The 14583-nt window shown below is 59.7% G+C and carries 9 protein-coding genes; 5 read left to right on the forward strand and 4 right to left on the reverse strand.

Annotated features, from left to right (window positions below; genetic code table 11):
• Nucleotides 1-12: 12 nt before the first annotated feature.
• Complete coding sequence (locus tag HRQ60_RS11440) at nt 13-2403, reverse strand: helix-turn-helix transcriptional regulator (protein WP_172195953.1); 2391 nt, start codon at nt 2401-2403, stop codon at nt 13-15.
• 255 nt (nt 2404-2658) lie between these two features.
• Between HRQ60_RS11440 and HRQ60_RS23905 the strand changes: the two genes are divergently transcribed.
• From HRQ60_RS23905 to HRQ60_RS11465, 5 genes are all read left to right on the forward strand, one after another.
• Nucleotides 2659-5337 (forward strand): S-layer homology domain-containing protein, encoded by a 2679-nt coding sequence (locus HRQ60_RS23905; RefSeq protein ID WP_172196047.1) that lies wholly within the window; start codon nt 2659-2661, stop codon nt 5335-5337.
• A gap of 590 nt (nt 5338-5927) precedes the next feature.
• Nucleotides 5928-8363 carry an RNA polymerase recycling motor HelD gene (gene helD / locus HRQ60_RS11450; protein WP_172195954.1) on the forward strand — a complete coding sequence of 812 codons (2436 nt, stop codon included), beginning with the start codon at nt 5928-5930 and terminating at the stop codon, nt 8361-8363.
• Between the two features lie 57 nt (nt 8364-8420).
• A complete protein-coding gene (locus tag HRQ60_RS11455) occupies nt 8421-9095 on the forward strand; it encodes a response regulator transcription factor (RefSeq protein ID WP_172195955.1) in 675 nt (224 codons plus the stop codon).
• The gene (locus HRQ60_RS11460) at nt 9092-10456 is read left to right on the forward strand and encodes a sensor histidine kinase (protein ID WP_172195956.1); all 1365 of its coding nucleotides are present in this window, start codon (nt 9092-9094) and stop codon (nt 10454-10456) included. The genes HRQ60_RS11455 and HRQ60_RS11460 overlap by 4 nt, the downstream gene beginning before the upstream one ends.
• A 121-nt stretch (nt 10457-10577) precedes the next feature.
• The gene (locus HRQ60_RS11465) at nt 10578-11585 is read left to right on the forward strand and encodes an alpha/beta hydrolase (protein WP_172195957.1); all 1008 of its coding nucleotides are present in this window, start codon (nt 10578-10580) and stop codon (nt 11583-11585) included.
• Between the two features lie 89 nt (nt 11586-11674).
• Here the strand turns inward: HRQ60_RS11465 and HRQ60_RS11470 are convergent, their stop codons facing one another.
• From HRQ60_RS11470 to HRQ60_RS11480, 3 genes are read right to left on the reverse strand one after another with little or no spacing between them, the layout of a single operon-like run.
• Nucleotides 11675-12490 (reverse strand): ABC transporter ATP-binding protein, encoded by an 816-nt coding sequence (locus HRQ60_RS11470; protein ID WP_172195958.1) that lies wholly within the window; start codon nt 12488-12490, stop codon nt 11675-11677.
• On the reverse strand, nt 12490-13545 hold the full coding sequence (locus tag HRQ60_RS11475; RefSeq protein ID WP_172195959.1) for a FecCD family ABC transporter permease: 1056 nt from the start codon (nt 13543-13545) through the stop codon (nt 12490-12492). The genes HRQ60_RS11470 and HRQ60_RS11475 overlap by 1 nt, the downstream gene beginning before the upstream one ends.
• Nucleotides 13542-14582, reverse strand: a complete 1041-nt coding sequence (locus HRQ60_RS11480) for a FecCD family ABC transporter permease (RefSeq protein ID WP_172195960.1) — start codon at nt 14580-14582, stop codon at nt 13542-13544. The genes HRQ60_RS11475 and HRQ60_RS11480 overlap by 4 nt, the downstream gene beginning before the upstream one ends.
• Between the last annotated feature and the right edge of the window lies 1 nt (nt 14583).

Below are 14583 nucleotides of genomic sequence, written 5' to 3' on the forward strand. Positions count from 1 at the left end.
TCCTGCTTCTCTTCACGAAGAATGCGCCTGTTTCGCCTGTTCCCGCAAATAATTGCCGGGTGTACAGCCGTAGGCTTCCTTGAACTTTTTGATAAAATACGCCGGAGTGCCGTAGCCGACCGCGGCCGCGACCTGCTCGATCGTCAGACTGCCGAGTTCGACCAGACTTCTCGCCGTTTCCATCCGGCGTGCGGTCACATATTCGGTGTAGGTGACGCCCAGCTCTTCCTTGAACAGCCGGCTCAAGTATTTGGCACTGATAAACACGCTCGATGATACCGCTTCCAGAGATAAATCGCCGGAGAGGTTCTCCGCAATATAACGCTTGGCCGATTCCAACGTATCCGTCGCCCGTTCGCCGTTTCTTTTCTCCGTTTCGATCAGGAACAAGCTGACCGACTCCAGCAGCCAGACGCGGAACTCCAGGATATGCGGCAGTTCGACATATTGGCGGTGCAGATCGGGATGCCCGCCGCTCGGCTGTTTGTAGCGGATACTTTTGAGATGGTCCGAGTAGAGGAAGACGATATTGGCGAGCACGAAATGACCGTAATCCGCCGAATACGAGCCGGTTCGGATCGCTTCGATCAGATCGTCGACCGCCGCTTCGATCTCGGCGTACTGCCGGGCCGCCAGTTTATCCCGGAAGCGCGACAGCATGGCCTGCGGGATTTCTTCCGTACTGCGTTCGCGTTCCAGCAGACCGGCATCCTGCAAGATAGAGCGTTCGGGCAGGAAATAAGCATATTTCAGGCGGCTTTCCGCTTCGCCGAGACTAAGCGCAAGCCGCTCGGGCCGATCGACCGAACGCCCCCAGGCCAGCTGAATCCGCAGGTCAAGCCGCTGCCTGCAGGCTTCGGCGAACCGCTGCGCGAAATCGGACATTGTCCGTTCACCCGGATCTTCACTGCCGAAGAAATCTTCTCCCGCCTGCGGGCCGGCTTGGGTCGGAGTGTCCGCCAGAATCGCCACGAGGCGCCGGCTGGACAGCTCTTCGGTTACGATGCGGCTGCCCGGAGTGTTTTGGGAGTCCAGCAGCGCCGCGATTTCGCCAAGAATACCATGCGCCGTTTCGGAATCCGTTCCTTCCGGCGAGCTTCCGATATCCAGCACCACGCAGCGCAGACGGGAATGCCCGCCGAACCATTCGCCCGGACGACGGGTTTCCTGGAGCGTCGGCTCGATCGCCTCGCCCCGGAGCAGCTTGAGCAGCGTCTCCCGTTTGACGAGAGGGCGTGCCGCATGCAGCGTTTCTTCCAGACTGACGACCCGGCCGCTCAAATGCTCCAGCGCCGTATCGATCATCCCGTATTCGTTGTCTCCGGCAGCGTCCGACTGGCCCGCCAAATGCCGGATTTTGCCGACCAGCGCCTTGAGCGGACTGTAGATCAGCCGCGTCATCACGCCCGACAGCAGCAGTCCGATCATGATCGCAAGTGCGCACACGCCGAGCATCAGCTTGAGCACCGCCGATGACTGCTCCCGGTACAGACTGTGCGCGGCGGCACTGTAGAGCGTCCAACCGGCCGAAGGAAGCGGTTCATGGAAGACCGTATACGACTCGCTGTCGACCCAGCCGCCTTCCCCGCCGCTCGCCGCCGGATGGCCGGTCTCGTCGATCAGCCGGAGCACGGGAGAAACGGAATCGCCTGTTTGCTCCCCCGCCTTTTCCGCCGTTTGCGGCCCGAGCACAAGCGAGCCGGAATCGCTTCGCAGCCAGGTCTCTTCGTATTGAAAAGGCAGCATGTTGCGCAGGATGCCCTGAATCGCTTCTTCCTTGATATCGATCGCCAGAATCAGCTGGCTGTCCTCTCCGGTCGACTGGAACGGATAAGTATGCGCGTAAGTAATCAGCCGCTGCCCGCTTCCGCCCGGAATCTGCGAAAAAGCATCTTTGGGCACGGCCCGCGCCGGGGTCCATAAATGGCTCTTCCCGGACGTCAGCATGCCGTCGATCCAGTCGGAGGGCAGAGCCGCGGCCGCTTCCCGGCTGGCGGCGTCCACCAGTCCGTACAGCGAAGACAGCATGACGCCGCTTGACGGTTCATACAGATGGATCGCTTCGATCAGCTCGGGGCTGCCGGACACTTCCGACTGCAGCAGCTCCTGGAGTTCGACCAGTTTGGCGGGGTGCGTCTGCCAGGAGCCGCCTCGGAACTGCCGCAGGTCCGTATTCTTGTCCAGGGCCAGCCCGAGAGCGGTCTGCTGCACGCGCTGAAGCACTTCGGAATCGAGTGTCCGCGCCGTGTTTTCGAGCGTCATCTTGCTGCGGCTGCGCATTTGGCCCCGGTCGCGGTCGGAATAATACAAGTAGAAAACCGAGCAGAGCGAGAGCACGATGACAAGCACAATTGCTATGTAAGACACGGCCAGACGGGCCAGAACGGAATTCCATTTTCGCATGATGTACTCTCCTCCCGCCGGGATTATACAAAGCGCGATCCATTCTTATTCGCGACTTTTGTTAAACATACGTTAAATTCGGGATAATGAACACAATTCGGGCAAAAACCTCCCAAAACGATACTAAGGGGAAATCGTTGCATTGCCGAAATTCGCTGCGGGATGCTACATTTTCAGCGATTCGAATCGACAAGCCGTTCCGATCCACACCCATCCAACCCGAAGAGGAGCAACCCTACCGTGAAAAAAAGACCGATGAAACAAATGCTCGCCGCTGCGCTGGGCTTCGCCATTCTGTCGAATACGGCCCTGATTCACCCCGCGATTGCCGCACCCGATTCTTATACGATCGAAATGCCGGCGGCACCGGCATGGGGTTATTTTACGGACAGCTACAAGACGAACAAAACGGAGTACACGAAAGTCGAAACCAATGCGGCCTACGGCACACTGTCCGAGTTCCTCAAGCTGTGGACACCGGGAAGTTCGTGGGACCAGGGCACGAAGCTTCGACCGGATGTGCTGGATTATAATATTCAATACGTGGTGAACCTCGCCGCTACCCGGACTCCGGCCGATGAAGAAATGGCTTATCTGGTCGACCGCCGCGGACAAACGTACGGCGCGACCGAAGGTCTAGGCGCGCTGGCCAACACGTACCGGACGCTGAGCGGCACGACAACCGTCATCAAAGACGTCGCGGCCGATGCGACAACCGTCAAATACGACGATGTGGGCAGTACGAACAAAGGCGGCGATTCCAATTCGCAGCTTGGCAAAATGGTTGATCTGGTCGGGATCATCCGTGGAGACTTCGCTTCAACCAACCCCTCCAAAAACTTTTTCCAATATATGCGTCCTTACCGGTGGGTGAACCAGCAGGAAAACAGCCAGGCGAACCGGATCGTGGTTCCGACGCTTGTGCCTGCGATCAGCAAGACACCGGCCACGGACGGCGGATTCCCGAGCGGCCACACCAACGCCTCGTACCTGGCTTCGCTGTCGCTGGCCTATGCCGTGCCGGAGCGCTACCAGGAGATGCTGACCCGCGCTTCGGAAATGGGCGACAGCCGGATTGTATCCGGGATGCACTCGCCGCTTGACGTGATGGGCGGGCGTGTTCTGGCAACAGCTCTGGCCGCGGCGGCGTTGTCCGATCCGGCCAACGCCGAGCTGAAGAAGCAGGCGTACGACCAAGCGCATGACATTCTGCTCAAGCAGCCGCTCGGCACCTCGGAAGACCGGTTCGGCAATTACGAGAAGAACAAAGCGGATTACTTCAAACGTCTGACCTACGGCTTCCAGCCGATCGGCGACACCACCCAAGAAATGGTTGTGCCGAAGAATGCCGAAGTGCTGCTGGAGACCCGTCTGCCTTACCTGAGCGCCGAGCAGCGCCGCGCGGTACTCGCGACGACAGGACTGCCGTCCGGTTATCCGCTGCTGGACGATCCTGAAGGCTGGGGCCGCCTGAATCTGTTCGAAGCGGCCAACGGATACGGCGCGCTGGACGGCACCGTTACCGTCAATATGGATGCGGCACTGGGCGGATTCCATGCGCAAGATCACTGGCGGAATGCGATTTCCGGCAGCGGTCGTCTGGTCAAAGAAGGCAGCGGCATGCTGAAACTGTCCGGCGCCAACACCTACAGCGGCGGAACGGAAATCAACAGCGGGACGCTCGAAGCCTTGTCGGCGACGGCTTTCGGCAGCGGCAGCGTAGTGAACAACGGCGGTACCGTCACGGAGAATGTCTATGGCGGCGGTACGGTTACGGCACAGGTCTACGGAGGAAGCGGAGGCCTTGTGATCGGCGGCGATTTCACGCAGTCCGCGAACGGTACGCTGGAACTGAATATCGCCGCACCTGGCGATACGCTTGAAGTTGCGGGAAGCGTGCAGGCCGGCGGTACCCTGAAAGTGAACTTTGCCAACGGTTATGTGCCGACGGCTGGCGATGTTACCGTGATTACCCATGCGGCGGGAGCCGCGTCCGGCCTGTTCAACAAGCTGCAGGTTGCCGGTCTGCCTTCGAATTACGGAGCCGTTCTCGGCTACCGCGACGGCCGCATCGTGCTGACACTGGCGGAGACGAATCCGGGTAATCCGAATCCGGTTCCGACCAATCCGCCTTCCGGTGGAGGAGGCTCCGTGACTCTGCCTCCGACAGCCCCGGTTCCGGCGACACCGGCTCCGCAGCCGACGACTCCGCCGGTTACCGTACCGGTTACGCCGCCGACACCGGCTCAGCCGGGAACACCCGGCACGCCGGCTCCGCAGCCGACGAGCCCGTTCCGTTCCGGCATCGTGGACGCTGCCGTGCTGCTTCAATCGCTGACGCAAAGAGCCGCAGCCGCACCGGCTTCCGCCGGAACGTTCTCCGACCTGCCTGCCGGCCACTGGAGCGGCGGCGCCGTATCCAAAGCGGCCAAGCTCGGCATCGTGAGCGGCTACGCAAACGGCACGTTCCGTCCGAATGCGCCGGTGACCCGCGCCGAGTTCAGCGCGATGATCGCGCGGGCCTTCGGCATCGAACCGGCCGCCGCTTCGGCTTCGTTTGGTGATACCCGTTCGAATTGGGCCGCCGGTTATATCGGCGCCCTGTCGGATCTTGGCGTAGTTGCCGGCTACAGCGACAACAGCTTCAAGCCGAACGCGAAGATCTCGCGTGCCGAGATGGCGGTCATGATCGCCCGAGTCATCAATCTGAGCGAACTGCCAGCCGCGGCGGCACCGGCAAGCTTCAGCGATGTGGGCAGCGATCACTGGGCAGCGGGCGTTATCGATCAGGCGGCTTCCGCCGGCCTGCTGAACGGCGCATCCGCATCGTCCTTCGCTCCAAACAAAAACGCCAGCCGCGCCGAAGCGATCACCTTGATCGTGCGCACGCTTGAGAGCGACGGGTCCGTGAAGTCGCTGCTGGAAGGGCTGTAAGTTCGGCCAAAAGTCCGTCGGATCGACAGACTTCATAGGCTTATCTCCACCCCCGGTTCTCCAAGCGAGAACCGGGGGTTTTTGTTCGGTGAAGAAGGGAGTAGAGACAGAGGGAGGGGCGCTGAGCCTTTAACGGCCTGTCGACCGTTAAAGGCTCAGCGAGTAGGGAGCACTGTTCAATAGATGCCGCACAGCACCTATTTTGCGAAAAAGTAGCCTGGTAGTGAAGATTTGGCCTGAATAATTGCCCCTATGCAGGTAATGGTCCCAAAAAACAAAAAATCGCCGAAATAAGTGTGCTTAGGCACTTATTTCGGCATACAGACTCGGCTCGGGGAGGCTTGGCCGTACCTGACGGTGATTCCCAAACAAAAACCCCCCGGCGTCTCCGCCGGGGTTAAAGTCGTCCAAAAATCTATTGTCAAAATCCGATTTCCCATGCTACGATGGGAGAACCGCCGTAATTATTTATACCAAGACAAAGTTACCACATCTTACCTACACCTTAATCTTATCATGGGCAGCGGGGGCTGTCAAACGGTTTTTCGCCAAAGTCGAATCTTCAAATCGAACAAGGGAGTGGTCCGGGAATGATCGAAAGCGAAGAGTTGAAGAAGGAACAAAGCCGGCTTGAAGAGGTATCGGGCAAGCTGCGGACTCGAATCGCGGAGCTTGAGCCGGAGGTGGAAGGGCTGCAGGAGCAGGCGGCGGAGCTTCGCAGACGCTTCTGGGAAGAAGTAAGCGTCAGCACCAGCACCAACGAAGACTTCGAGGAGAGCGTCTACAGCATCGAGCAGCAGGAAGCGCTGCTGTCCGAGCGGGAGCGCAGCCACCGACAGAAGAAGATGCAGTACCGCAAGCTGAACAAGCTGCTGGAGTCGCCTTATTTCGGCCGGATCGATTACCGTGAAGACGGAACCGGGTTCACGGAACAAGTCTATATCGGCGTCTCCTCGTTTGTCGATGCGGACGGTCTGGAGTTCCTGATCTACGACTGGCGCACGCCGATCGCAAGTCTGTATTACGATCATTCGCCCGGACCGGCCGGATACGATACGCCGATGGGCCCGATCTCGGGGAATATGGAATTGAAGCGGCAGTACCGGATTCAGGGCGGCGACATTCTCGGCGTCTTCGATACCGGCGAGACGATCGGCGACGAGCTTCTGCAGCAGGTACTCGGCGGAGGAGCCGACAACCGGATGAAGACCATTGTCTCCACGATTCAAAAAGAACAGAATGCCATCATCCGAGAAGACAAGAGTTCCCTGCTGATCGTCCAGGGCGCGGCCGGCAGCGGCAAGACATCGGCGGCGCTGCAGCGCGTGGCTTATCTGCTGTACAGCAGCCGCGACCGGCTGACGGCCGATCAGATCGTTCTTTTTTCGCCCAATCCGATGTTCAACGGCTATGTCTCGACCGTGCTGCCGGAGCTGGGCGAAGAGAACATGAAGCAGACCACGTTCCAGGAGTATCTCGACAGCCGCCTCGGCCGGACGTTCGCCCTGGAAGATCCTTTCGATCAGATGGAATACGTCTTGTCATCGCCGGGCGAACCGGGATACGAAGCGAGGTTGAGCGGCATCCGGTACAAAGCGTCGGAGAATTTCCTGGAAGATCTGCAGCGCTATGCGCAGAGTCTGGAGCAGGCAGGCATGAAGTTCGCCGACCTGACTTTCCGCGGCAGGACGCTGGTTACGGCGGAGCGGATGAAGGCGGAATTCTACGGATATGATTCGTCGCTGCGTATCGCAAACCGTACGGCGAAGCTGCAGGAATGGCTGCTTGGCAAAATAAATCGGTTGGAACGCGAAGAACACGCGGCGGACTGGGTGGAAGAAGCGATAAATTTCGCCGACAGCGAACTGTACGAAGAAGCGTACCGCGAGCTGCATCAGGACCGGAACGTATTTGATTTCTCGGAGGAGTATGCGGCTGCGCGCGCCCGGATCGAAGGCCGGCGCCGTCCGGACGAAGGCGATTTCGACTTCGGGCAGCGCGAAGAAGAATGGATACGCCGCCGCCTCGTGAGCGAAGCGTTCAAGCCGGTCAAACGCGGCGTGAAGCGCATGTCTTTTGTCGATATGACGGGGCTGTACGCGCGGTTCTTCGCGTCGGAACAGCCGCCTTCCGGATACGGCTCCGCGCCGGATTCCCAGCCTTGCTCTCATTGGAACGAGATCGGCCGTCAAACCTTGGACAAGCTTGAACAGGGCGGACTGTTCTGCGAAGATGCGACGCCGTATCTCTATCTCAAAGAACTGATCGAAGGGCAGCGCAGCAGGCCGGAGATCCGGCATGTGTTTGTCGACGAGGGGCAGGACTATTCGGCGTTCCAGTACGCTTTTCTCAAAAAGATGTTCCCGCGTGCCCGCATGACCGTGCTCGGCGATTTCAGTCAGGCGATCTTCACGCAGTCAACGGAGCTGTCCGCTTCCGATTCGCCGCTTGCCCGTCTGTACGGGGCCGCCGATACGCGGGTGTTCCGTCTGACGCGCAGCTACCGTTCGACGCGGGAGATCGTCAAGTTTGCCAAGGGGCTGCTGCCGGAAGCCGCCGATATCGAACCGTTCGAGCGAAGCGGGGGCAGGCCGCTGCTGATCCGTTCCGAGCGGCCCGAGCATCATGCGGCGGAGATCGCGGCTCATCTGCACCGCCTGCGCGCGGAAGGATTCGAGTCGGTCGGGATCGTCACCCGTACCGCCGCCGAAGCCCGCGAAGCTTTTAACAGTCTCGCCTCGGCCGGATGCTCCGGCCTGAAGGAAGTGACCAAGACCACGCCCGAATTCGAGAAAGGCACACTGGTGCTTCCCGTTTATCTGGCCAAAGGCGTCGAGTTCGACGCCGTGCTGATCTACGACGCTTCCGAACGGGTCTACCGCCGCGAAAACGAGCGCAAACTGTTCTACACCGCCTGCACCCGTGCCATGCACCGGCTAGCGCTGTTTTCTCTTGGCGAATGGAGTCCGTTTGTCGCGAATCTCGATGCCGCCCTGTACGAAACGGGCGAAAGTTTGGCACAATGAACCGATAGGGCGCAAGCCGCCTATCCAATCCGGAACCACGGGGAAAAGAGGAATTTGATGCCGACGATACTGGTAGCCGATGACGACGCGAATATTCGCGAACTTGTCTGCTTGTTTCTGCGCAATGACGGGATGACGGCGCTCGAGGCCGCAGACGGGAAGGAAGCGCTGGAGTCCTACGATTCGACGCCGGTCGATCTGGTCGTGCTCGATATCATGATGCCGGTTCTGGACGGTTGGGAGCTGTGCCGCGAACTGCGCAAACGCAGCGCCGATCTTCCGCTGCTCATGCTGACCGCAAGAGGCGAGACCTGGGAAAAGGTCAAAGGCTTCGAGCTGGGCACGGACGATTACCTGACCAAACCGTTCGATCCGCTGGAGCTGACCGTGCGCGTGCGTTCGCTGCTCAAACGAAGCCGCGCGAATGCCGCGCGCAGCGTACAGCTCGGCCGTGTGACGCTGGATCGCAGCACCTACAAAGTGAACGCCGGCGGCGAATCGCTCGACCTGCCGCTCAAAGAGTTCGAGCTGCTGTACAAACTCGCCGAGACGCCAGGTCAGGTTTATACGCGCGAGCAGCTGATCGAGAGTATCTGGGGACTGGATTACGCCGGAGATAACCGGACGGTGGATGTGCATATCAAGCGGCTGAGGGAGCGTTTCGCGGATACGGCGGACTTTGCGATCGAGACGGTGCGGGGGCTGGGCTACCGGCTGGAGATCTCCAGATGATCCGTTCGCTGTATACGCGGGTCGTCTTGATCTTTCTTGTATCTGTCATCGGCGGGACGCTGCTGTCTTTCTTTATCGCGACGTGGGCATTTCGGGAACAGCTGAACGAGAATCTGCGGCTTCCGATGCTGTACTTCGGAGAAGACGTTGCCCAGATCTACAAAAGTCAGCCGGACGACGAAGCCGACGCCTTCGTCTCGGGGATGCGGCAGCTCAGCACGTACCATGTCCGCATCTATGAATCGAGAGACCGTTTCCGTGCATACGGAGAGCTGAACGGAGCCTCGTCCGTCGTCATCACACCGGAACAGATCGAACGGGTGCTGGCGGGCGAGCAGGTCCAGAACAATCCGAACGGGCTGACGGTGACGCTGGTGGGACTGCCTTTTTCGACGGATACGGGCAGAAAAGCTCTCTTTGTCGAGCCGATCGGTTCGCCTTCCGCGGTGTTTATCGTGAAATGGCTGCTGAGCTTTTCCGCTTACGCGTTGGCCGCCGGCTGTGTCGTGATTTTGGTGGCGGCCTTCTTCCTGGTGCGGCCGATTCAGAAGCTGACTACGGCGACGAGGCGTATTGCGGAAGGCGACTTCGACGTCAAACTGGATATCCGGCAAAAAGGCGAACTGGGGACGCTTGCGCGCAGCTTCGAGCAGATGATCCGCGAACTGCGGCAGGCGGAGACGATGCGCAGAGACTTTGTCTCGAACGTCTCGCACGAGGTGCAGTCGCCGCTGACCTCGATTTCCGGCTATGCGGTCGCACTCAAGCAGGTCAAGTTGAGCGAGGAGCAGCGGGTCCGTTATCTCGATATCATTATCGAAGAAGCGGGGCGTATCTCCAAGCTGAGCAGCGGGCTGCTGAAACTCAGTGCGCTCGAAGCTCCGTCCCCGCACTTTCGCCGCGAACCGCTCCAGCTCGACGAGCAGATTCGCCGCGTGGTGATCGCGCTTCAGCCGCAGTGGACGCCGCGCCGTATCGGATTCGAGCTGGATCTGCCGGATATCCGGCTGACGGGAGACCGGGATCAGCTTGATCAGGTATGGACGAATCTGATCGGCAATGCGATCAAGTTTTCTCCGGACGGCGGGCAAATCGGTATACGGATGACAGCGGACGCGGACCGCGTGACGGTTCGTGTGGAGGATCAGGGAATCGGCATTGCGCCGGAAGACCGGGAACGCGTCTTCGAACGCTTTTTCAAAGCCGACCGTTCCCGCAGCCGTAAATATGAAGGGAGCGGTCTGGGACTCGCCATCGTCAAACAGATCGTTACGCTGCAGGGCGGGGAGATCTCCGTGGAGAGCCGGCCGGGACACGGAGCGGTTTTTGTCGTGAGTCTGCCGCGGGAACCGCAAAATTAATTCTCCCGTTCATCCTGCGTTCATATTCCCGTCACGAAGGGTCCATCCTTGTCCGTTATGCTGGGTCTATCGGCAGCTTGAACGGGCCGGAATACAGAAGCGGAAACGGGAGTGGATCGGCATGCGAAGAAATCGGAACGGAAACAGCGAAGCAGAAGCGGGACCTATCAAAAAAAAGCGGAAGCCGCTTCGAATCATAAGAAATATTCTGGGCATTATCGCCGGCATCATTGTGCTGTTTTTCGCGATTGTGTTCGTGAGCGACAAGGTGGCCGGCAGTATGGAAAAAGGCCGGATCGAGCCGTACGGACAGTTCGTCGAAGTGGACGGCAAACAGATGAACGTGCGGATCGACGGGGACGGAGCCGAGACGATCGTGCTGCTGCCGGGTTACGGAACAGCGGCTCCGGGTCTGGACTTCAAGCCTTTGATCCGGGAGCTGGAAAAGGACTATCGGGTCGTGACCGTCGAGCCTTTCGGCTACGGACTCAGCGACGAGACCGACAAAGAGCGGACAACGGCAAATATCGTCGGCGAAGTGCATGAAGCCGTGCAGCAGTTGGGCTTGAAGCGTTACGTCTTGATGGGCCATTCCATCGCCGGGCTGTACGGTCTGGAATATGCAAATCAATATCCGGACGAAGTGATCGCATTTGCCGGTATCGATACCAGCGTTCCGGCGCAGGGAGGCATGGATCAAGAGCTGCCGGTCGGCACCTTCAAATTCCTGCGCCAGTCGGGCTTGATGCGCCTGCTGACCAAAGTCAGCGGCGACCCTTATGCAGCCCTGGATTACAATGCGCAGACCAAAGAGCAGATTCGTATGATTACGAACAGCAGGGGCAACAACGGGACGATGCTGAACGAGATGACCCATATCGCTTCCAATTTCAAACAGGCACGCGAAGCCGGAGCGGCGTTCCCGCAGAGCCTTCCGCTTGTTCTGTTCATCCAGCAAAACAATGCCGAAGTGCCGGAGTGGGCAGCCATGCACGAAGAACAGGCCGAACATTCGGCGCACGGCCAGTTGATTCCGATGAACGGCGGGCATTATCTGCACCATACGCTGTCTCCGGAGATTGCGGCGGACTTCCGGACCTTCATGAACGGACTTGAAAAGAAGCAGTAACTTGTACGCAAAAATCCCCTGATCGTGCGCTGCCGCGCAGATCGGGGGATTTTTCTACCCTTTGCCCTAGAATGGAGCGGACTCGAAACTTAGAGCGCCGCCCTTGTCTCCATATGATGCCGCCCTTTGGGCACCACCATGGGGCTGCCGGAGACGGGATCGTCGATCACTTCGCAGTCCAGACCGAATACGTCTTTGATCCGTCTGCTGGTGATCACTTCGGACGGCGTGCCTTCGGCAACCAAACGCCCTTCCTGCAGCGCGAAGATATGATCGGCGTAGCGTGCCGACAGATTGATATCGTGCAGCACCATGACGATGGTCGTCCCGTGTTTGCGGTTGAGATCGGTCAGCAGGTCGAGGATCTCGACCTGATACGTGATATCGAGAAACGTCGTCGGTTCGTCGAGGAACAGGATATCCGTCTGCTGCGCCATGGCCATGGCAATCCAGACGCGCTGGCGCTGTCCGCCCGACAATTCGTCGATATTGTGGTTGGCAAACTGCGTGATATCCATCAGCTCCATCGCTTCCGCGACGGCGGCGTAGTCCTGCTTGGACCAGCCGCCGAGCAGCGACTGGTGCGGGAAGCGTCCGCGGCCGACCAGATCGGCGACCGAGATGCCTTCCGGAACGATCGGGGACTGCGGCAGCAGCCCGATGATCCGGGCCAGCTGTTTGGAAGGGTACTTGGCGATCGGTTTGCCGTCGAGCGTAATACGGCCGGAAGTCGGCTTGATCAGCCGGGCCAGCGCTTTGAGCAGCGTGGACTTGCCGCAGCCGTTGGAGCCGATAATGACGCTGATCCGGCTGCTCGGGATCGTCAGGTCCACGCCGTTGATGACCGTCTTCTGTTCGTAGCCGGCGACAACCTGCTCGGCTTGAAAGATATGGTTCGGCTTCATCACAATTCCCCTTTCTGGTTCATGCGGATTAACAGGAAGATCAGATACGGCGCTCCGAGCAATCCGGTAATGACCCCTACAGGGTATCGGTGAACGAAAGCGAACTGCCCGATCAGATCGGCGGCCAATACGAGGTTGATCCCGACGAGACCTGCCGGAATAAGGCTGTGAAATCCGGTTCCGACCAGCCTTTTGGCAATCGGGCCGGCCAGGAACGAGACGAAAGCGATCGGTCCTGTCGTAGCGGTCGCGATCGAGACGACGAACACCGCGCAGACGATCAGGGCGATCCGCGTCTTGTCGGTGCTGACGCCAAGCGAGGAAGCCGTCTGTTCGCCGAGTTCCAGCGTATGCAGATGCTTGCCCATCACCATCAGAATCGGCGTGCAGATCAAGGTGATCGCAACCAGGGGCGGCAGCTCGCTCATCTTCGAACCGTTCAGGCTGCCGGACAGCCAGCGGACTGCCGCCGGCACGTCTTTCTCGGAGCTGATCAGCAGCAGATAAGAGATGACGGCATCCAGCATGGCCTGAATCCCGATCCCGATCAGGATCAGACGGCCGATCGAGAAGATCTTGCCCCGGGCCAGAATGTAGATCACGATGACTGTCGCCAGTCCGGCCGCGACCGAAGCGGCGGAGGTTACCGCGCCTCCGGCCTGCAGTACCGTCAGGCAGAAGACGGCCGCCGCGCTGGAACCGGACGTGATCCCGATGACGTTGGGGTTCGCGAGCGGATTGCGCAGCAGCGTCTGGAACGTGTAACCGGCGATGCCGAACGCGAATCCTGCGAACAATCCCGCCAGCATGCGCGGCAGGCGCAGCGTACTGACGGCGAACGAGACGCCTTTGATCTTCTCGCCGGACAAGGCGCGGACGACCTGGTCAAGCGGATAGATCGTATTGCCGAGCATGAGCATGGCCGCGCACAGAACCAGAGCCAGCAGGGCCAGCGTACCGGTTACGAACATCCAGCGGCGCTGCCGTTTGCGCCGTCCTGCACGGATATATTCGACGGAAGCGGAAGAAGCGATCAGATTTGGGGTCAGAGTCATAGGGAACGCACCTTCGCTCTCATCGCCAGAATAATCAGGATCGGAGCGCCGACGAAAGCGGTCACTACGCCGACTTCAAGTTCGCCCGGACTTCCGATCAGGCGTCCCAGAACATCCGACACGGTCAAGATGACCGCTCCGGCGACGGCGGACAGCGGAATCACGAAGCGCAGATCCGGTCCGACCATGAGGCGCACCACGTGGGTCGCCAGCAGGCCGATAAAACCAATCGGTCCGGCCAGCGCCGTGGTCGCTCCGCACAGGATCACGCCGGCCAGTGCCGCGATCAACCGCAGGGTGCCGGTCTTGACGCCGAGGCCTTTGGCCGTCTCGTCGCCGAGCGCAAGCGCGTTAAGCGCCGGCGAGGTCAGGAATCCGATCAGCAGGCCGACGAGCAGAAACGGAACGAAGGTCGAGATACTGCTCCAGGTTCCCGATCCGACGCTGCCTACCTGCCAGAAGCGAAACTGGTCCATGACATGGGAACGCGGGATCAGAATAGCCGTCACCAGCGAAGAGAGGGCTGCGCTGGTGGCCGCTCCGGCCAGAATAAGCTTGATGGGCGTGGCTCCGCCGCGCCCCAGCGAACCGACTCCGAATACGAATATGGCCGTGATCGCGGCACCGGTCATGGACAGCCAGATATATTGGCTGGCTGTCGTCATGTTCAAGAAAGCCATGCCGCACACCACGAACAAGGAAGCTCCCATATTCACGCCCAATATGCTCGGATCCGCGATCGGATTGCGCGTCACGGCCTGCATCAGCGAGCCCGATACGCCGAGCGCCGCTCCGCAGAGAAGGCTGAACACCGTCCGTGAGATCCGTTTTCGAACGATATTCGCTTCGTAGGAGTCCATCTCCGGACGAAACAAACCATCGATCAAATCGTGAAACGGCACTGCCCGCGAGCCGAATGCCAGGGAGGCGAGAATACTCGCTCCCAGCAGAATCAGGCTCACGATCAGTACCGTGGGGAAATGCTTCGGGATGTGCGGGCTCGGACGGGAATCGCTCGAGACCGTAATAGGGTTCATC

Origin of the sequence: Saccharibacillus qingshengii, from assembly GCF_013185195.1 — a bacterium.
Taxonomy (GTDB): domain Bacteria; phylum Bacillota; class Bacilli; order Paenibacillales; family Paenibacillaceae; genus Saccharibacillus; species Saccharibacillus qingshengii.

Bases quoted from the DNA above. Each gene is read 5' to 3' on its own strand.
- HRQ60_RS11440 (WP_172195953.1), bottom strand. From the start codon at position 2,403: ATGCGAAAATGGAATTCCGTTCTGGCCCGTCTGGCCGTGTCTTACATA.
- HRQ60_RS23905 (WP_172196047.1), top strand. From the start codon at position 2,659: ATGAAACAAATGCTCGCCGCTGCGCTGGGCTTCGCCATTCTGTCGAAT.
- helD (WP_172195954.1), top strand. From the start codon at position 5,928: ATGATCGAAAGCGAAGAGTTGAAGAAGGAACAAAGCCGGCTTGAAGAG.
- HRQ60_RS11455 (WP_172195955.1), top strand. From the start codon at position 8,421: ATGCCGACGATACTGGTAGCCGATGACGACGCGAATATTCGCGAACTT.
- HRQ60_RS11460 (WP_172195956.1), top strand. From the start codon at position 9,092: ATGATCCGTTCGCTGTATACGCGGGTCGTCTTGATCTTTCTTGTATCT.
- HRQ60_RS11465 (WP_172195957.1), top strand. From the start codon at position 10,578: ATGCGAAGAAATCGGAACGGAAACAGCGAAGCAGAAGCGGGACCTATC.
- HRQ60_RS11470 (WP_172195958.1), bottom strand. From the start codon at position 12,490: ATGAAGCCGAACCATATCTTTCAAGCCGAGCAGGTTGTCGCCGGCTAC.
- HRQ60_RS11475 (WP_172195959.1), bottom strand. From the start codon at position 13,545: ATGACTCTGACCCCAAATCTGATCGCTTCTTCCGCTTCCGTCGAATAT.
- HRQ60_RS11480 (WP_172195960.1), bottom strand. From the start codon at position 14,582: ATGAACCCTATTACGGTCTCGAGCGATTCCCGTCCGAGCCCGCACATC.